15 protein-coding genes are annotated in these 16,685 nt (G+C 61.0%); 9 read left to right on the top strand and 6 right to left on the bottom strand.

Annotated elements, in window-relative coordinates; genetic code table 11:
• Positions 1 to 162 precede the first annotated feature (162 nt).
• Positions 163 to 1,203, top strand: a complete 1,041-nt coding sequence (locus B5G43_RS01950) for a M42 family metallopeptidase (protein ID WP_087258531.1) — start codon at positions 163 to 165, stop codon at positions 1,201 to 1,203.
• Positions 1,204 to 1,349: 146 nt separating this feature from the next.
• On the opposite strand, the gene B5G43_RS01945 is transcribed toward B5G43_RS01950, so the two are convergent.
• Together B5G43_RS01945 and tdh are read right to left on the bottom strand one after the other, a co-directional pair.
• Complete coding sequence (locus B5G43_RS01945) at positions 1,350 to 2,537, bottom strand: glycine C-acetyltransferase (RefSeq protein ID WP_087258528.1); 1,188 nt, start codon at positions 2,535 to 2,537, stop codon at positions 1,350 to 1,352.
• A gap of 18 nt (positions 2,538 to 2,555) precedes the next feature.
• Complete coding sequence (gene tdh, locus B5G43_RS01940; protein WP_087259008.1) at positions 2,556 to 3,581, bottom strand: L-threonine 3-dehydrogenase; 1,026 nt, start codon at positions 3,579 to 3,581, stop codon at positions 2,556 to 2,558.
• A gap of 219 nt (positions 3,582 to 3,800) precedes the next feature.
• Here tdh and B5G43_RS01935 point away from each other — a divergent pair, with 219 nt between their 5' ends.
• Entirely contained in the window at positions 3,801 to 3,998 is a 198-nt protein-coding gene (locus B5G43_RS01935; protein ID WP_087258525.1) for a hypothetical protein, read from the top strand.
• A 147-nt stretch (positions 3,999 to 4,145) separates the two neighbouring features.
• On the opposite strand, the gene B5G43_RS01930 is transcribed toward B5G43_RS01935, so the two are convergent.
• Both B5G43_RS01930 and B5G43_RS01925 read right to left on the bottom strand, forming a co-directional pair.
• Positions 4,146 to 5,084, bottom strand: a complete 939-nt coding sequence (locus B5G43_RS01930) for a LysR family transcriptional regulator (RefSeq protein ID WP_087258522.1) — start codon at positions 5,082 to 5,084, stop codon at positions 4,146 to 4,148.
• Complete coding sequence (locus B5G43_RS01925; protein WP_143382816.1) at positions 5,044 to 6,039, bottom strand: LysR family transcriptional regulator; 996 nt, start codon at positions 6,037 to 6,039, stop codon at positions 5,044 to 5,046. Before B5G43_RS01925 ends, B5G43_RS01930 begins: the two co-directional genes overlap by 41 nt.
• Before the next feature lie 464 nt (positions 6,040 to 6,503).
• On the opposite strand from B5G43_RS01925, the gene B5G43_RS01915 reads away from it, so the two are divergent.
• From B5G43_RS01915 to B5G43_RS01905, 3 genes are read left to right on the top strand one after another with little or no spacing between them, the layout of a single operon-like run.
• Positions 6,504 to 7,217: a DUF5058 family protein gene (locus B5G43_RS01915; protein ID WP_158097330.1), complete on the top strand. Its 714-nt coding sequence runs from the start codon at positions 6,504 to 6,506 to the stop codon at positions 7,215 to 7,217.
• A gap of 15 nt (positions 7,218 to 7,232) precedes the next feature.
• Positions 7,233 to 7,973 (top strand): hypothetical protein, encoded by a 741-nt coding sequence (locus B5G43_RS01910; protein WP_087258516.1) that lies wholly within the window; start codon positions 7,233 to 7,235, stop codon positions 7,971 to 7,973.
• 35 nt (positions 7,974 to 8,008) lie between these two features.
• The gene (locus B5G43_RS01905) at positions 8,009 to 9,196 is read left to right on the top strand and encodes a M20 family metallopeptidase (RefSeq protein WP_087258513.1); all 1,188 of its coding nucleotides are present in this window, start codon (positions 8,009 to 8,011) and stop codon (positions 9,194 to 9,196) included.
• Between the two features lie 172 nt (positions 9,197 to 9,368).
• On the opposite strand, the gene B5G43_RS01900 is transcribed toward B5G43_RS01905, so the two are convergent.
• Together B5G43_RS01900 and B5G43_RS01895 are read right to left on the bottom strand one after the other, a co-directional pair.
• A complete protein-coding gene (locus tag B5G43_RS01900; protein ID WP_087258510.1) occupies positions 9,369 to 10,439 on the bottom strand; it encodes an NAD/NADP octopine/nopaline dehydrogenase family protein in 1,071 nt (356 codons plus the stop codon).
• Positions 10,440 to 10,463: 24 nt separating this feature from the next.
• Positions 10,464 to 11,942, bottom strand: a complete 1,479-nt coding sequence (locus B5G43_RS01895) for an SLC13 family permease (protein WP_087258507.1) — start codon at positions 11,940 to 11,942, stop codon at positions 10,464 to 10,466.
• Between the two features lie 296 nt (positions 11,943 to 12,238).
• Here B5G43_RS01895 and B5G43_RS01890 point away from each other — a divergent pair, with 296 nt between their 5' ends.
• Genes B5G43_RS01890 through B5G43_RS01875 form a run of 4 tightly spaced genes read left to right on the top strand, consistent with a single transcriptional unit; the run spans position 12,239 to position 16,634 of the window.
• Complete coding sequence (locus tag B5G43_RS01890; protein WP_087258504.1) at positions 12,239 to 12,958, top strand: aspartate/glutamate racemase family protein; 720 nt, start codon at positions 12,239 to 12,241, stop codon at positions 12,956 to 12,958.
• A gap of 23 nt (positions 12,959 to 12,981) precedes the next feature.
• Entirely contained in the window at positions 12,982 to 13,707 is a 726-nt protein-coding gene (locus tag B5G43_RS01885; RefSeq protein WP_242960420.1) for an aspartate/glutamate racemase family protein, read from the top strand.
• Between the two features lie 34 nt (positions 13,708 to 13,741).
• A complete protein-coding gene (locus tag B5G43_RS01880; protein ID WP_087258501.1) occupies positions 13,742 to 15,121 on the top strand; it encodes an MmgE/PrpD family protein in 1,380 nt (459 codons plus the stop codon).
• Positions 15,122 to 15,158: 37 nt separating this feature from the next.
• Positions 15,159 to 16,634, top strand: a complete 1,476-nt coding sequence (locus B5G43_RS01875) for an MmgE/PrpD family protein (RefSeq protein ID WP_087258498.1) — start codon at positions 15,159 to 15,161, stop codon at positions 16,632 to 16,634.
• The last annotated feature ends 51 nt before the right edge of the window (positions 16,635 to 16,685 follow it).

The raw sequence follows: 16,685 nt of genomic DNA, 5'->3' as shown, positions 1-16,685 counted from the left end.
ACAATCTACAATCTTGTTGGCATTAATATACCACATTTCGATTGTGTTTTCAACAAATATAGAAAGTTTCTTCAGATTTTTTTGTGCACTTTATTTCATACCTCGTTTTGTTCACCAAATTCATATAATGAGGTCACCAAACAGAAAAAATAGGAGGTTTCTATGAACTTTGACAGTGGGATTGATTTTCTAAAACAAACCGTGCACACCCTCATGTCCGCTGACAGCCCTACCGGATTTACCCAATCCGCCCTGGATCAGGCAGAAGCGCTGGTGCAGTCCATCGGCTACCCCACCCGCCGTACCAGAAAAGGAAATCTGGTCGTCTCCATCGAGGGCCGGGATGAGTCCCGCCGCGTGGGAATGTGCGCGCACCTGGATACCCTCGGCCTGATGGTGCGCTCCATCACCGACCAGGGCCGGTTGATGTTTACCGCCCTTGGCGCCCCTCTGCTCCCCTCTCTGGAGGGTGAATATTGCCGGATCTATACCAAGTCCGGAGCCTGCTATACCGGCACGATCCTCTCCCTCTCCCCCGCCATTCATGTGTTTCCGGACGCCTCCACTCGTCCCCGGGACGAAAAGAACATGGCGGTCACTCTGGATGAACTTGTCCATTCCAAGGAAGACGTGCTCGCTCTGGGCATCCGTCCCGGCGACTTTATCTGCTTCGATCCCAAGACTACCTTTACCGAGCGCGGTTATCTGAAGTCCCGCTTTATTGATGACAAGGGCAGTGTCTCCCTGCTCATCACCCTCCTGAAATTGATGAAGGACGCCAACGTCAAGCCCCGCTTCCATACTGAAATTTCCTTCACAGTCTACGAGGAAGTGGGCCACGGCGCTTCGGCCATATTTGAGGATGTGGAAGAGTTGCTGGTGGTGGATATGGGCTGCGTGGGTGATGATCTGACCTGTACTGAGGAGCAGGTTTCCATCTGCGCCAAGGACAGCTGTGGCCCCTACGACTACGGCATGGTCTCCCGTCTGGTCCAGCTGGCGGAGGAAAACAATGTGGACTTCGCACTGGACATCTACCCCCGGTACAGCTCGGACGCCAGTGCCTATTGGCACAGCGGACACGATACCCCTGCCGCTCTGATCGGTCCCGGTGTGTACGGCTCTCACGGCATGGAGCGTACCCACCTCCACGGCCTTCTGAACACCATGAAGCTGGCCGCTCTCTATTTGGATCTGGCCTGATTGACGCTTCTTTTCGGTACTGCAAAAAACGCCGCCTGCGGAATAAACCGCAGGCGGCGTTTTTTATACATTTGAAGAAATTTGGTCGAACCGGACCACGGTCTCTGCATGGGCCGTGCGTGGGATTTTTTCAGTCAGATTTTGCCTTACAGGCCCATCTCCTTCTTCACCTCGCCGAAGCACTTTACGGCGAAGTCCAGATCCTCCTTGGTGTGACCGGCGGAGATCTGGGTGCGGACGCGGTCGCGGCCCTTGGGCACCACGGGATAGCAGAAGCCCACCACGTAGACGCCCTTCTCCAGCATCCGGGCGGCGAACTCATTGGCCACCTTGGGATCGTAGAGCATGACGGGGACGATGGGGTGCTCGCCGGGCAGCAGGTCGAAGCCCAGCTTCTCCATCTCGGCGCGGAAGTAGCGGGCGTTCTCATGCACCCGGTCCCGCAGCTCGGTGGAGGAGGTCAGCAGCTCCAGGGTCTTGAGGGTAGCGGCGCAGATGGCGGGAGCCACGGTGTTGGAGAAGAGGTAGGGGCGGCTGCGCTGGCGCAGCAGGTCCACGATCTCCTTCCGGGCGGCGGTGTAGCCGCCGGAGGCGCCGCCCAGAGCCTTGCCGAAGGTGCCGGTGAGGATGTCCACCCGGCCCATCACGCCGCAGTGCTCAGGAGTGCCCCGGCCGTGCTCACCCATGAAGCCCACGGCGTGGCTGTCGTCCACCATGACCAGAGCGTCGAACTCGTCGGCCAGGTCGCAGATGCCCTTCAGGTTGGCGATGTAGCCGTCCATGGAGAACACGCCGTCGGTGGCGATGAGCTTCACCTTGCAGCCGCTGTCCCGGGCGTCCTCCAGCTGGCGGCGCAGGTCCTCCATGTCGTTGTTCTTATAGCGGTAGCGCTTGGCCTTGCACAGGCGCACGCCGTCGATGATGGAGGCGTGGTTGAGCTCGTCGGAGATCACCGCGTCCTCGGGGCCCAGCAGGGTCTCGAAGAGACCGCCGTTGGCGTCGAAGCAGGAGGAGTACAGGATGGCGTCCTCCATGCCCAGGAACTCGCTGAGCTTCTGCTCCAGCTCCTTGTGGATGGCCTGGGTGCCACAGATGAAGCGGACGGAGGAGAGGCCGAAGCCCCACTGGTCATAGCTAGCCTTGGCGGCCTCGATGAGCTCGGGGCGGTCGGACAGGCCCAGGTAGTTGTTGGCGCACATGTTCACCACCCGCTTGGCGGCGGTGGTGTCAATGCGGGAGCGCTGGGGGGTGGTGATGATGCGCTCGTTCTTGTAGGTGCCCTCCTGGCGGATCTGCTCCAGGGTGGCCTGATACTGCTTGAGTGCGGATTTCATGGCCCGTATCCTCCTTTTTTACTTGGTCCAGTCCAGGATGACCTTGCCGGACTTGCCGCTGTTCATGGCGTCGAAGCCCTCCTGGAACTGGGTGTAGTGGTAGCGGTGGGTGATGACCGGGCTCAGGTCCAGGCCGCCCTGCACCATGTAGGACATCTGGTGCCAGTTGTCCATCTTGCGGCCGTAGATGCCCTGGAGGGTCAGGCCCTTGCAGATGATGTTGTTCATATCCATGGGCACGGGCTTGTTGGAGATACCCAAGAGGCTGATCTTGCCGCCGTTGCGCATGACGCCCACCATCTGGTCCAGGGCGCTGCCGTTGCCGCTCATCTCCAGGCCGATGTCGAAGCCCTCCACCAGGCCCTGCTTCTGCATGACGGCGTTCAGGTCCTCCCGGGCCACGTTCACCGCGGCGTCAGCGCCCATGCTGCGGGCCAGCTCCAGGCGGTAGTCGTTCACGTCGGTGATGACCACCCGGCGGGCACCGGCGTACTTACAGATGCCGGCGGCGATGATGCCGATGGGGCCGGCGCCGGTGATGAGCACATCCTCGCCCACCAGGTTCCACATGAGGGCGGTGTGGGTGGCGTTGCCCACCGCGTCAAAGAAGGCCACCACGTCCTCGGGCAGGTTCTCGGGGATGATGATGACGTTGGACTCGGGGATGCAGACGTATTCGGCGAAAGCGCCGTCCCGGTCCACGCCCACGCTGTTGGTGTACTTGCACCACTGGATGTTGCCGTTGTGGCAGTTGCGGCAGTGGCCGCAGGTGATGTGGCCCTCGCCGCTGACCCGCTGGCCCACGGTCAGGCCGGTGACGCCGGCGCCCAGCTTGGCGATCTCGCCCACATACTCATGGCCGATGACCATGGGGGGCTTGATGTGCAGCTGGGCCCAGGGGTCCCAGTTGTAGATGTGCACGTCGGTGCCGCAGATGGCGGTCTTGTGCACCTTGATGAGGACCTCGCCGGGTCCGGGCTCGGGCACGGGCACCTGGCGCAGCTCCAGGCCCACACCGGGGGCGGTCTTGACCAATGCGTCCATCATTTGCATCTTTATGTCCTCCTATCATAAACATTCTAGGTTTTTTCGTCTTTTTCTTATGGACAATATACAATGGAACGGCCCGCCTGTCAAGTACGGAGACGGAATTTTCTCCGTGTTTTTTCTGCGCAGTCAGCCAGGTTTGTCCCCCTCTCTCCCGGTGCTAACCCTCTTTTCCCGCACATATCGTAAGAAAAAGTGCTTTGAGGAGGTACGCTTATGAAATGCATCATCCTGCGCCGCCGCGTGGTCACCCTGATCCTGTGCGCGCTGGCCGCCTGCGCCATCTTCGCGGTGGTGAACCATCCGGCGGTGGTGGGAGTGTCCGCCACCACCCGACAGCTGCCCATTTACAGCGTGGAGCGGGATCAGAAGATGATCTCCATCTCTTTCGACGCGGCCTGGGGTGAGGTGTGATTGCGGCTCCTCTCCCGCAGCAGGTCCGGATCACACAGATGCTCTCCTTTCTTTTAGAATAGCATAATTCTGCCCGTTTCGCCACCGGAACGTGCCCCAAAACAGCAAGCCCCCGATCCCAGGCCGTGGGATCGGGGGCGTTTGTGGTCAGGTGCTCTCTCGCCAGTCCAGGGCTGCGAAATGCTCCTTGATGCACTGGATGGCCACCTTTTCCTGGTAGCGCACGCTGGAGTCGGGGCGGTGGATGAGGCACATCAGAATGGCGTTCTCCTCTCGGGTGCCGGTCAGGGGAATGCCCAGCAGCTCTTCCGGGCAGTTCTCGCTGCCGTGCTGGATGGCATAGCCGCTCAGAAGAGAGACCACATTTCCGCTGCACACCGCCCGCTTCAGGAGGGTCACATTGGGGAAGGTGGTGTAGCGGTTGCCGTGGCCCAGGTAGCGGGGCTGGGCGATGGAGTCCTCCTGGGTGTTGAAATGGGCCAGAATGGCAAAATTCAGATCACACAGCTCGTCCACCGAAATGCTGCGCCGCCCGGCCAGCGGGTGGTCCCGGCGCATGAGGAGGTAGAGCTTATCCCGGCACAGGACCTCCACCTCCACCTGGTATTTGGACGCGATGGCCCGGTATTCCTCCAGGTGGCGCTGGGTGTAGTAAGTCACGCCGATGTTGCCGTCATTGTTCAGAATGCGGTTACCGATCTCGTCCCCCACCTCGATGTGGAACTCCAGATTGCCCTCCGGCTCCCGCTCCAGAAAGCGGCGGCTGAGGGGGAGGCTGAGGGCCTCGTTGATGGTGGGCGAGAGGAGGATGGGGACCGGCCGCCGGGAGGTATCCGCCCCGCCCAGGCCCTGAATCTCCTCATAGCGGGAGAGGATCTCCCAGATCAGGGCCAGGGCCTCCTCCCCCTCGGTGGTGGGCTGTACGCCGTTGTGTGTGCGCAGGAAGATGGGAAAGCCCAGCTCCTCCTCCACCCCTTTCAGAATGGCGCTGAGGGTGGTCTGGCTCAGGTAGAGGGCCTGGGCGGCCGCCGATATGGAGTGATAGTTATTGATCTCGATCAGGTACTGAAGATGCTCCATCCGCATGCTCCACGCCCTCCTCTCCGAATCCCGGGTGCTCCCGGCAGAACTGACTGAAATAGTCCTGAATACAGGAGCTCAGAATCTTTTCCTGGTAGCCCAGAACCCGCTCCTCGCGCTGGATGAGGCACAGGGCCAGGCGATTTTCCCGCTCGGTGTGCTCCACCGGCACCACCGAGAAGCGGGACATCTCGGAGGCGTTGCCCTCGGAGAGCAGCGTGTAGCGGGGCAGGAACCCGATCATCTGCTGCTCCAGAATAGCCTGCTTCATCAGATCCACATCGGTGAACTTGGTGACCTTGTTCCATTTCAGCAGCCGCTTGCCCAGGATCGCGTCGTCCCGCACTGTTTTTTCCGTGGCCAGGCGCTCGTTGTAGAGCTGGTCCATATCCACCCGCTCCAGTCCGGCCAGCGGGTGGGTCCTGGCCACCAGCAGCTCAATGCGGTCCCACAGCAGGCGCTGAAGGCGCAGAGTCCCGCTGGCCGTCTCAGCCTCGTACTGGCGGATGTTCTCCTCCGTCAGATAGGCCAGACCGAGATTGGCATGTCCCGCCGCAATCCGGTTACCCACCTCCACGCTCAGGCACTCCTCAAAGCTCAGATTGCCCCGCAGTTCAAACTGGCCGTAGAGCCGGGTCAGCGGCAGGGGCAGGCAGGCCATCACCGACGGTGGGAGCAGCAGGTGCACAGTAGGTCCCCCCTCGGTGGTGCGCTGCTTCAGGCGGAGGAGCTCCTCATACTTGATGTGGATCTCCCAGGCCAGGGCCAGAAACTGCTCGCCGGGCTGGGTGGCCGCCACCCCGCTGGGCGTGCGCTGAAAAATGGGATAGCCCAGCTCCTCTTCCACACTCTTCACCGCTGCGCTCAACGTGGTCTGCCGGATGTGGAGGGACCGGGCGGCCGCCGAGATGGAATGGAGGCGATCCACCTCCAATATATAGCGAAAAATTTCCAATTTCATCCCAAATCTTCTCCATGATCGCTTGTATGACGTATCCGTTGTTCCTCATTATACCTTGCTCAGATTGGATTGTAAATTCCAGCAAAGATCGTGAATTCCGATTATTTTTCTTACCTTTTTATATTTTACGACTTTTTTTGCTGATCAACTCATTCCTTGGCTACAATATTTTCTGATATGGGATATCAAATTTCAGATTTTGACACCATTCTAGTTGTATGCTTAACTATTATCAAACTTGTATACCACCTCTCTTCCGGCAATGTTGCATGAACTCCTCGGATGAAAACAACACCGCCTCTGGGTCGCAGTACCCACGTGTCAAGGGTAACAAGCATGGCCATGCTGTTATAGAATCACAAGCAATCGACCTGCTGTCCGGACAGCAAAGGGAGAAACGGTGTGGGAATCGGACATCGTCCCAGAAATATCCCCACGCAGCTCACAAAGGAGGAGAAGTTATTATGTCAGATCCTGTCAGCAGAGTAAACACCCTTATTCTGCCCTTTGCCGCTATTCTGATTTTGTTTGTCGTACTTCAGGCGACTCTGTTTTTGCGGCATGCTCTGAAATTCAACCGCAAGCACCAACTCTACACCTCGGCTGAACTGCGCGAAGCGGTAAAAACCAGCGCCGTTGGGACCATCGGCCCTGCCTTTTCCGCTATGGTCGTCGTCCTCTCCCTGATTCCGATTGTCGGCTCTGTGGTCACCTTCATGCGCTGCGGCGTCATTGGTGCTGCCGACTTTGAGCTTCTCAACGCCAATATCGCCGTGGAGTCCATGGGTCTCTCCTTTGGCGACGCCAACTTTACCGAGGCGGCCATGACAGTGGCCCTGTTCGGCATGACCATCGCCAGCGCTCCCTATTTCATTCACCTGCTCATCACCTGCAAGCCGCTGGACAAGGCCATGATCAAGGCCTCCCAGAAAAAGCGCTCTTTTATCCCCATGCTGAGTATGGGTGCTGAGATGGGCTTTATCGGTTACTGGGCTCTGGAGCAGGGCAGCGCCAGCGTTCCCAACACGGTCACCATCATTGTGGGTCTTTTCTGTGCGCTGGGCGTCGGAGTCCTCGCCCAGAAGAGCAACCACCCCAAGCTGAAAGAGTGGACCATGGCCATCGCAATGGTCTGCGGCATGATCGGCGGCGAATTGACTCATCTTATCATGAACTGAACGGGAGGGACCCATATGAGCCAGAATACCAATACTTCTGTACAGGAAAGCCCGGAGGTCATCCAGGATTTCAACACGACGTATAGCGATAAAGTCCATGTCATCGGCCGTTCCACCATGGTCATCGCCTTTTTCCTCTCCTTCCTGCCCATTCTGTTCCTCTACTTTGTCATGGGATTCCAGCTGCCCGCCTCCACCTACATTGCGGCGGCAGCCAGCATCGCCTCCATGTTTGTGGGCATGTGGATCGCGGAGCCTTTTACCTGGTTCCCCGTCATCGGCGCCGCTTCGCTCTATATGAGCTATTTTGCCGGTAACACCAAGAACATCCGCGTGCCTGTGGCGCGCTCGGTGCAGAACATCTACAACGTGGAGATCACCACCCCCAAGGGTCAGATCATTACCACCATCGCCGTGGCGGTGTCGGTATATGTGAACCTTCTCCTGCTGCTCGTGGTCGTCCTGCTGGGCAACTGGTTCATCCCCATGCTCCCCGCTGTGGTCCTGGACGCCTTCAATTACGTGATCCCCTCTCTGATCGGCGCTCTGCTGTCCTTCCGCGTCAGCAAGTACGGCGTGCTCAAGACTCTGCGCTGGATCGTTCCCGGCGTGCTCATCTTCATCCTCGTCCAGACCGGTATCGCCCCCATTCTGGGCCGTTTCGGTACCACCAGCTCCATCGCCGTCACGATCCTGATCGCTTACATCGTCTACCGCGTCAATGGAGCCCGTGAGGACCGCGCGGAGCAGAAATAACCCTCTTCGTCTGATTCTTTAGGAGGTGTCATTTGATGAATCCCTTTCTGAAAGAAGCGCAGGAGCTCCAGGAACGGTTGGTCCAGGACCGCCGTTGGCTTCATGCACACCCGGAAGTCGGAGGCACGCTGCCGGAAACGGTGGCCTATGTGAAAAAACGGCTTCTCGAGCTCCATTGTACCCCGGAAGAGATCTGCGACAGCGGTCTGGTGGTCCTGCTGGGCGGCAAAAAGGAGGGGCCCTGCATCCTCCTCCGGGCCGACATGGATGCCCTCCCCATGAAGGAGGAGACCGGGCTCCCGTTTGCCAGCGAAAATGGCTGTGCCCACTCCTGCGGCCATGACATGCATACCGCCATGCTCCTGGGGGTCGCCGCACTGCTCAAGGCCCACGAGGACGAGCTCCGCGGCACAGTCAAGCTGATGTTCCAGCCCGGCGAAGAGGTCTTTCTCGGTGCCGAGCGCATGCTCCAGGCCGGCGTCCTGGAAAACCCCAAGGTGGACGCCGCCATCACCCTGCATGTCAACGGGCTGGCTCCCTTCCCCAGCGGCACCCTGTCCATCGCAGATGCAGGCGCCGCCCTGGCCTCCTGTGACAGCTACCGCATCACGGTACACGGAAAGGGCGGCCACGGTGCCTACCCCTCCCAGACCATCGACCCCATCGCAGTGGCCGCCCATATCCTGGTGGCGCTGCAGCAGATCAACGCCCGTGAGTTGGGCAGCAAAGACACCGCGGTTCTGACGCAGGGCTCCTTCCACAGCGGCAAGGCCCCGAACATCATCCCGGATACGGCAGTCATCGAAGGCACGCTGCGCACCTTTGACGAACAGGTCCGCCAGCGCTGTCTGAAGCGCATGGAGGCCATTCTGACCGGCGTAGGCGCTGCGCTGCAGGCCGATGTGGACTTCACCGTACTGGGCGGCTGTTCCCCTCTCTACAACGATGCCGCTGTCCGCGCGGATGCGCTGCGCTATTTCCGCGAGCTGGTCGGAGAGGCCGGCGTCGCGGAAAAGCATGGAGAGCCTGGTATGGCCTCCGAGGACTTCGGCAATGTTCTCGCCAGAGTACCCGGTATCCAGGTCGGCCTGGCCGTCAACAGCGCGGCAGAGGGCGCCCAATATCCCATGCACAACCCCAAAGTGCTCCTGAAAGAAGAGCCCCTGTACATTGGAACTGCCGCCATGGCCTACCTGGCCAAGCGCTGGCTGGAGGAACACTGAATCACACTTCACCACTCCTTTCCCCTTATGGGGACCCGGTATCAACCGGGCCCTCATAAGGGGATTTTTTCTGGGCTGCCAATGCACGCCCCCGCACTTTCTATCCAAAAAACAATCCCCCCGCACAGCCTGCTGAGAGGCTGTGCGGGGGGATTTGGATAAGCCGTATGGATCAGGAGATCTTCTCGTAAATTTCCTCCAGGGTCATCTCCGCCGGGAAGCCCAGATTCTCCAGCGTCCGGCCGCCGTGGATATAGTCCCGGTCGTTGATGGCGCCGGCCACACCCAGGAAGGACTCCAGCACCGGCATCTCCAGACCCAGGCGCTTGGCCACCGACAGGGCGAAGGCGCCGCCGCAGCCGCAGTCCTCGTGGAGGTAGCGGTGATCCAGGGCGTAGGGGCCGTCCATGTACTCGTAAAAGACGTGGACCTCGGGGTGGTCCTCCAGGTGGAGCACCTTGTCGATCATGCCGGTGGGATTGCCGTGGACGGTCATGCCCATGGCCTCGATGACAGCGGCCCGCTCGGCGGCGATCTTGCGGATGCAGTGGACCACGGCGGGGGTGAAGGCGTACTTGAAGAGGGAGTACTTCTCGCCCTTGTGGTCGATCTCAGCGGCGGAGAGGACGGTGCTGGCGATGTGATTGATGACGTTGCCGGCGTTGATGACGCCCTCGAACACGTTGCGGTTGGCGCTGTACTCCACCACGCCCTCCAGGTCCTTGAGCACCCGCTCGGTATCGGAGGCGGGGAGGGAGGCCACCTTGCCCTTCAGGTTCAGGGGCAGGCCCACGGTGACCTCGGCGGGGGCGGAGAGGCGGCAGGGGCAGAAGTTGCCCTCCTTCTCGGTGAGGGTCACCTTGGCGGTGACGCCCAGCTCGTCAAAGACCTTCCGGAACACGAAGGAGCCCAGGTTGCCGGGGATGATGAGGATGTGCTGGCCGTCCTCCAGATAGGGGGCGATGGCCCGGGCCACCTCCTCGTGGCGGTCGGAGGGTACGTCCACAAAGATGGCCTGCGCGCCCTTGATAGCCTCAGCCGGGTTACTGGTGACGCAGGCGGGCTTGCCGATGCCGCGGATCTTGCCCCGCAGCTGGATGAAGCCCAGCTCCCGCACGGCGTCCAGCTCCTTCTGGAAACGCTCATGGTCGTAGAGGGTCACGGTAAAGCCCCGCATGGACATAACGCCGGCCACAGCATGGCCGGTGGAACCGGCGCCGATGACAGTAATACGCTCGATCATAGTTGGAAACATCTCCTTTTAAAATCAGGCGGTCAGCAGATAAAAGACCGTAAACACCACAATGGACACCACCAGCAGCAGCGCGGCGGAGAAGAGCACCACCTGGGTGCGGAGCTTGGCACTGGGGAGCTCGCTGCGGCCGTGGAAAATGGAGGCGGGGGCGGAGGCGCCGGGCAGGATGAGGCCCATGTTGGCACTCCAGATGAGGGCAGCTCCGGCCACCACCGGGTTCATACCGGAGGCGATGACGAAGGGGGAGACCACCGGGATCATGGCACCGCCGAAAGCGATATTGGAGCCCACATTGGTGAGGATCAGCATCACGACGATGGTGAAGATCAGGATAAAGACGGGACCGCGGCCCTCAAAGATGGGGGTGAAGATGCCGGTGAGCCAGGGCAACACGCCGGTGGCCTCGTTGGTGAGGGCAGTGGCCAGGGGGATGGTGACGGCGCACATGAGGATGACGGGCCAGCTCACGGCGGAGTCGGAGTGCTTGATGTCGTTGAAGTGGATGGCGGCCTGGCCATCGCCCTCGCCGCTGGGCAGGACCATCAGGATGGCGGAGCAGACACAGTAGAGGCCGCCGGTGGTCAGGGTGTTGTTGAGGAAGTCGGACAGGGGGTTATTGAGGAAGGTACCGGCGAAGATGGCCAGCAGCATGGTGATGAGGTAGACCACCAGAATGCGCTTGGTGCGGGGGCGCAGGTGCTTGCTCTCCTCCCCCAGCTTCTCCACATTGAAGCCTTCCATGATGCTGAAGTCCACCTTGAAGAGCTTGGCGCCCAATAGCACATAGGCGGTGATGATGATGGTACCGCAGATGCCGGTGATGAGGAACATGAAGCCCAGGTTGATGGCCCCGCCGGTGACCTGGAGCCAGGTGTTGGCCAGGCCCAGCTGCCAGCTCTTGTAGGGGATCATGGCGCCGCCCATCATCAGAGACAGGAGAATGCCGCCGAAGCCGTAGTAGCGGAAGGTGCTGTGCTTCTCATAGCCGCAGGAGTCGGCGATGTCGCCCCACACGGCGTAGAGCAGCAGAGCCATGGGGATCTGGCTGATGACGATGCCGGTCCACATGAAGATGAACATAAAGCACCAGGTATAGAAGAGGGGCTTGCCCTTGAACACCTTCTGGGACAGGGACCAGCGGACAAACCACTTGCCGAAGCCGTAGATCACGATGGCGCCGGCGGTAAAGTACTGGGTGATGATCTGGAACACGGTGGAGCCGCCCAGCATGGAGGCGATACCGGTGTTCATATCCACATAGCCGCTCAGGCCGAAGGCGATGAAGGCGAACAGGGACGGCCAGATCACCTCACAGGTGGAGTAGCCGTAGATGACGCCCAGAAATACACCCAGGAGCCTCATGCCCACAGGGGTCAGGGTGGAAAAGGGGGGCAGAAAGCCAAAACCGAACATCAGAAGCAGGGTAATGGCGATGTGGACATATTGGATGGGCTTATAGCCGTTCTTGGCCGTCGTCACTGGATGGGACATGGGATCCTTCCTTTCTCGTCTCATTGATCCAGAGAGGCCATCATCTTGTCCTGAAATCACCGGGCTGCCTCGGAGGCAGCCCGGTCTGCTGTGCAGGTTTATGGTAGCATGTTTTTCCGGCCAGGGACAAGCCGAAGTACTGGAAACCGCCATTCGAATTCCGGGTATTGGGTAGCAAAAAACCCAAATTGCCAGGTCCGGCCCACTTGGTATTTAATAGATGCAACGAGAGGTCGACGTCCTGCTGCTGTGCCGCTGTCTGTACGCGACCGCCTAAGAGAAAGGAAGATGTGCACATGTACGGTTGGAGAGCGAAGATCGGTCTCATTACCCCCATCAGCGAAAATGCCGAGCACGCATTCCACATCTATGCGCCGGAGGGGGTCTCCTTCTCCTCCATGAAGATCCAGTTCCCCGGCCCCACCCCCGAAGGGCTGGCCATTCTGACCGACCAGCTGGAGGCCACCGCCGCAGTTTATAAGAACTACGACGCCGACCTAGTGGTCTTTGGCTGTACCTCCGGCAGCTGCATCAAGGGTTTCGGCTGGGATCAGGAGTGCATCCGCCAGATCGAACGGGCCAGCGGCAAGCCCGGTCTCACCACCAGCACCGCCGTGCTGGAGGCGCTGCGGGCTCTGGGAAGCAAAAAGGTAGCGGTCCTCACCCCCTACCCCCAGGCCACCAACGACGCGGAGAAGAAATTTTTGGAAGATAACGGCTTTGCCGTCACCAATATCGTGGGCATGGACGTGAGCTATGTCCGCTGCGACGGGCGGAAGATGGAGGCCTGTGACGAGTACTTCCTCTACCGCAACGCCATGAAGATGGACCTGAAGGGGGCCGACACCTTCTTCCTGAGCTGCATGGGCCTGAGCACCATGGAGATCGTGGACGAACTGGAGACCGCCCTGGGGGTCCCGGTGGTCACCAGCCACCAGGCCACCCTGTGGAGCGCCCTGCGCCACTGCCGCGTGGGCGCGGTGGTGCCCAAGATGGGCAAGCTGTTCACGCTTTGATCATACAGGAAAGGGTTGATTCGATGTATTACAGAGATGGCATGTACAGCCTGCGGGCCCGGATCGGCGTCATCGCCCCCCTGGATGACCAGGTGGAATACGCCTTCAACAAATACGCCCCCTACGGCGTCTCCTTCGACAGCACCCGCCTCTCCTTCCCCGGCCCCACGCCGGAGGGGCTCATCTACCTCTCCGACCAGCTGGAGGAGGCCGCCAAGATGTACGCCAAGAAGCCCCACGACGTGGTGCTCTTCGGCTGCACCTCCGGCAGCTGCATCAAGGGCTACGGCTTTGACCAGGAGTGCATTGAGCGCATCGAGCGGGCCAGCGGCTGCCCCGGCCTCACCACCAGCACCGCCGTGCTGGAGGCCTTCCGGGCCCTGGGCCTCAATAAAACCGTGGTGATGACCCCCTATCCGGAGGACACCAACCAGGCGGAAAAGAAGTTTTTGGAGGACAACGGTCTGGAGGTCACCTCCATCACCGGCGTGGGCTTCAACAAGGTGGGCGAGTTCAGCCACCCCAGCAAGTATTTCCTCTACCGCCAGGCCAAGAAGCTCAAGACCGAGGGCGCCGAGGTCTTTTTCCTCAGCTGCATGGGTCTGGCCACCATGGAGCTGGTGCAGATCCTGGAGGAGGACCTGGGCATGCCGGTCATCACCAGCCACCAGGCCAGCCTCTGGGCCTGCCTGCGGCACAGCCGCGTCAACGACAAGCTGCCCGGCCTGGGCAAGCTCTTCACCATCTGAGCCAGCGCCCCAAGCGACAAAAGGAGGATCCGATATGGGTTTCAACGTACATGAGATCACCACCGACCGCACCAAGCAGCTGTGTCATTTCATCAAAACCCTGCGCTATGAGGACATCCCCCCCATGGTCATCGAGCAGGCCAAGATGATGGTCATGCAGACCGTGGGCGTGAGCCTGTGCAGCGCCCAGCTCCAGCAGGTCAAGGACGCCATCGCCATCTCCAAGGAGATGTCCCCCGGCAGCGAGGGCACCGCCACCCTGTGGGCCGACGGCGCCAAGGTGAGCTGGGAGGCCGCCGCCTTCACCGCCGGCACCATGGGCGACACCCTGGACTGGGAGGACTGCTCGGTCACCGGCCACCCCTCCGCCGGTGTCATCCCCACCGCCGTCATCGCCACCGAGGTCCTGCACAAGAGCGGCAAGGACATGCTCACCGCCATCGTGGCGGGCTATGAGGTCTACCAGCGGGTGGCCCTGGCCGGCCGGAGCAACATCGTCAGCTACAACATCTTCGGCAACCTGGCCGTCCTCATGAAGCTGCTGGACCTGAGCGAGGAGAAGATGAATCAGGTGTTCGGCATCGGCACCGCCTGCGCCATCATTCCCGCCAACGTCCACGAGATCACCATGTCCGACTCCCTCAACTACCTCTATGGCTTCCGGGCCGAGAGCACCATCACCATGGTCAAGACCGCCATCGAGGGCATCGAGAACATGGAGGATGCCTTTGACGACCCCACCGCCTACCTGGTCCACTGCGGCTATCAGGAGCCCGAGTGGCTCACCAAGGAGCTGGGCGAGCACTGGATGATGATGGACATGCTGCTGGTCAAGCACTGGCCCGCCAACGTGTTCGTCCAGACCTACGCGGAGCTGGCCTCCCGTCTGGTCACCAAGAACCGCTTCAACCCCGACGACATCGAAGAGATCATCATCCGCCCCTCCGTGGCCTTCCGCCACTGGTACTCCGACACCGGCTACGAGTCCATCACCCAGGCCCAGTTCTCCATCCCCTACGCCGCCGCCTGCGCCATGTACCACCCCGAGCCCGGCGCCGTGTGGTATCAGCCCGAGACCATGAAGGACCCGAAGATTGTGGCGCTGATGAACAAGGTCAAGGCCGACGGCTTCGTGAAGATGACCGGCATGAAGTTCATCAAGGACCTCATCGACGGCAAGCACCCCGAAAAGTTCATGATCGTCCGCATGAAGGACGGCACCGAGTATGTGGAGAGCGCCTTCACCCACCCCGGACACCCCCACTACATGCTCACCCGGGACGAGTTCAAGGACCGCTTCCGTCTGGAGACCCGGAATGTGCTCTCGCCGGAGCAGACCGAGGGCGCGCTGGAGTGCATCTGCCATCTGGACGAGTATGAGGACGCCTCGGTGCTCCCCTCGTTCTTCCACTAAGCCCGGTCTACAACATTGCCGAAGCAGGAGGTAGCGTATGCGGTACAATCGCTTGTATAAAGACAACCATTTCCTCACCCCCACCACCTACACCCAGCAGCTGAGTGAGTACGCGGAGAACCTCAAGTATGAGGACATCCCCGCCGAGGTGGTGGAGCGTGCCAAGATGATCCTTCTCCAGACCGTGGGCGTGGCGCTGGCGTCCAAGGGCACCCCTATTTACAACAAAGTGATTAAAATGGCCCGGGAGGCCAACGGCGGCGAGGGCGGTACCACCACCGTCTGGGGCGGCGGCGGCAAAATGGCCGCCATCAACGCCGCGCTGGCCCTGGGCACCACCACCGACGCCCTGGACTGGGAGGACTGCTCCTGGACCGGCCACCCCGCCGCCGGCGTCATTCCCTGCGCCTGGCTGGCCGCCGAGGAGCGCCACAAGAGCGGCAAGGACCTCATCACCGCCATCGTGGCGGGCTACGAGGTCTACCAGCGCATCGCCATGGCGGTGCAGCCCTCCGACGAGCGCTGGAAGAAGAAGGGCTGGGGCCTGACCAGCTGGCAGATTTTCGGCTGCATCCTCCCCATCGCCAAGCTCTACGGCTTTGACGCCCGCAAGATCAACCAGGCCATCGGCATGGGCTGTGAGTGCTCCACCCTCCCCGTGGCCTACCACGCCACCACCATGTCCGACTTCTACCACTACGAGCACGGCTACCGGGCCCGGGACGGCTTCTGCATCGCCAAGGCGGTGGAGAAGGGCATCCGCAACAACCGGGACGCCCTGGATGAGCCCCGGTGCTACACCGGCGTCATCTGCGGCGACGACGGCAGCAACGGCTCCGGCGAGACCACCATCCGCTCCGGCGAGGCCGACCTCTCCTGGCTGACCAAGGACCTGGGGGAGCGCTACCTCATCATGCGCACCCTGATGAAGCACTGGCCCGCCAACATGTGGGTGCAGACCCCCCTGGAGATCATCCACGACCTGGTGCAGGAGCACGGCTTCGGCCCCGACGACGTGGAGGAGATCATCGTCGATCCCCCGGTGAAGGCCCGCATGTGGGCCCCCGACGAGGGCTTCACCTCGGTGACCCACGCCCAGTTCTCCATCCCCTTCGTGGTGGCCTCCTACCTCTACGATCCCCACCCCGGCGCCCACTGGTACACCCCGGAGAAGATGAAGAACCCCAAGACCATCGCCCTGGCCAAGCGGGTCAAGCCCGGCCCCTCCCCGGAGGAGTCCCCCATGTCCTGCTTCAAGATGTTCCGGGAGGAGACCGGCTTCCCCATGAAGCACGTCACCGTCCGCCTGAAGGACGGCCGCGTCCTGGAGAAGAGCATGGACTGCCACCCCGGCCACCCCGACAACATGATGACCCGGGAGCAGTTCGCCGACCGCTTCCGCATCCAGGCCGCCCCCGCCCTCTCCGCCGAGGAGATTGAGAAGGCCCTGGAGGTGCTGTGCAGCATCGAGACGGTGGAGGATATCGCCTCCCTGTCCGGCCTGCTGGGCTGAGTTTCCCGGTCTGTCCCCAGCGGCCGGCCCCCGGGCCGGTCGCTGGGCTTC

This window comes from Flavonifractor sp. An92 (genome assembly GCF_002159175.1).
GTDB lineage: Bacteria > Bacillota > Clostridia > Oscillospirales > Oscillospiraceae > Pseudoflavonifractor_A.
This window is presented reverse-complemented; position numbering and strand designations above follow the sequence as displayed.

What these genes read in the sequence shown, in the direction of transcription:
- B5G43_RS01950 (WP_087258531.1), top strand. Translation starts at nt 163, where the DNA reads ATGAACTTTGACAGTGGGATTGATTTTCTAAAACAAACCGTGCACACC.
- B5G43_RS01945 (WP_087258528.1), bottom strand. Translation starts at nt 2,537, where the DNA reads ATGAAATCCGCACTCAAGCAGTATCAGGCCACCCTGGAGCAGATCCGC.
- tdh (WP_087259008.1), bottom strand. Translation starts at nt 3,581, where the DNA reads ATGGACGCATTGGTCAAGACCGCCCCCGGTGTGGGCCTGGAGCTGCGC.
- B5G43_RS01935 (WP_087258525.1), top strand. Translation starts at nt 3,801, where the DNA reads ATGAAATGCATCATCCTGCGCCGCCGCGTGGTCACCCTGATCCTGTGC.
- B5G43_RS01930 (WP_087258522.1), bottom strand. Translation starts at nt 5,084, where the DNA reads ATGCGGATGGAGCATCTTCAGTACCTGATCGAGATCAATAACTATCAC.
- B5G43_RS01925 (WP_143382816.1), bottom strand. Translation starts at nt 6,039, where the DNA reads ATGAAATTGGAAATTTTTCGCTATATATTGGAGGTGGATCGCCTCCAT.
- B5G43_RS01915 (WP_158097330.1), top strand. Translation starts at nt 6,504, where the DNA reads ATGTCAGATCCTGTCAGCAGAGTAAACACCCTTATTCTGCCCTTTGCC.
- B5G43_RS01910 (WP_087258516.1), top strand. Translation starts at nt 7,233, where the DNA reads ATGAGCCAGAATACCAATACTTCTGTACAGGAAAGCCCGGAGGTCATC.
- B5G43_RS01905 (WP_087258513.1), top strand. Translation starts at nt 8,009, where the DNA reads ATGAATCCCTTTCTGAAAGAAGCGCAGGAGCTCCAGGAACGGTTGGTC.
- B5G43_RS01900 (WP_087258510.1), bottom strand. Translation starts at nt 10,439, where the DNA reads ATGATCGAGCGTATTACTGTCATCGGCGCCGGTTCCACCGGCCATGCT.
- B5G43_RS01895 (WP_087258507.1), bottom strand. Translation starts at nt 11,942, where the DNA reads ATGTCCCATCCAGTGACGACGGCCAAGAACGGCTATAAGCCCATCCAA.
- B5G43_RS01890 (WP_087258504.1), top strand. Translation starts at nt 12,239, where the DNA reads ATGTACGGTTGGAGAGCGAAGATCGGTCTCATTACCCCCATCAGCGAA.
- B5G43_RS01885 (WP_242960420.1), top strand. Translation starts at nt 12,982, where the DNA reads ATGTATTACAGAGATGGCATGTACAGCCTGCGGGCCCGGATCGGCGTC.
- B5G43_RS01880 (WP_087258501.1), top strand. Translation starts at nt 13,742, where the DNA reads ATGGGTTTCAACGTACATGAGATCACCACCGACCGCACCAAGCAGCTG.
- B5G43_RS01875 (WP_087258498.1), top strand. Translation starts at nt 15,159, where the DNA reads ATGCGGTACAATCGCTTGTATAAAGACAACCATTTCCTCACCCCCACC.